The organism is Thauera sp. ZXT1-4 (genome assembly GCF_052598215.2).
This window is the reverse complement of sequence record NZ_JBQWSN020000121.1, coordinates 1-768: the sequence shown is the minus strand read 5'-3', so window position 1 is coordinate 768 and position 768 is coordinate 1. Positions and strand designations below refer to the sequence as shown.

1 protein-coding gene and 1 pseudogene are annotated in these 768 nt (G+C 68.9%); both read right to left on the bottom strand.

What is annotated here, in order from left to right; translation table 11 throughout:
* Positions 1–508, bottom strand: a 508-nt coding sequence (locus ACUH78_RS19410; RefSeq protein WP_510497622.1) for a hypothetical protein, incomplete at its 3' end; no start/stop codon positions are given.
* Between the two features lie 19 nt (positions 509–527).
* Positions 528–768, bottom strand: a pseudogene (locus ACUH78_RS19405) (tetratricopeptide repeat protein); the annotation flags it as partial.

The following is a 768-nucleotide window of genomic DNA, read 5'->3' as shown; positions in this document are numbered from 1 at the left end:
CGCCCTCGCCTTCCTTCACCGGCAGCAGATCCGTGAACCGCCCCTGCACCTCGGTGTAGTGCCGGAACTCCGGCGCCCCGATCGTGCGCTTCTTCTTGCTGATGCCCTTCGGCCTGATCGGCACCTGGGCGACCCACACGCCGTGGCGGGTCTCGAGCGACAGGCTCACCACGTCGATCCGCCAGCTCGCCGGGCAGTCGGCGAGCGAGCCGTACTCGTCGAGGATCTCCTCGTAGCGGGCGACCTTGTCGGCACGCAGGCTGTAGGCCTCCATCAGCACGAAGACGAAGTCGGCGTCGAGCTGCTCGGCGAGCATCTTCACCGAACGCGCCGCGACGTCCTTGTCGGCCGGTCCGCGCCCGAAGAGCGGCGTCGGCACCACGGCGCCGGTGGTGAAGTTGCCGACGAAGGCCATCGCCGCGAGCTCCTCGCCCTTCTCGAGAAACTCGCGCGCCTTGTCGATCAGCGGCGCGATCGCCGCCCGGTAGCGTTCGGGGAGCTGGCTCATGTCGGGGTCCTCGCCGGGCTCAGCGCTCGCGGCGCATCTTCACCGCCGCCTCGTATTCGCGATCGAGCCCGGTCCCGGCGTCGCCCTTGGCGTCGAACATGCGGAAACCCACGTGCATGTACGCCAGCAGCGCCAGGCCGGAGAACTCGCCTTCGAGGTTCTGCAGCGTGTAGCGCACCGCCGGCTTGTTGATCTCGAGCCCGTTGCGGCCGAGCAGCGCGATCTCCATCACGATCTGCCCGACCTTCGCCTGGTCGAGC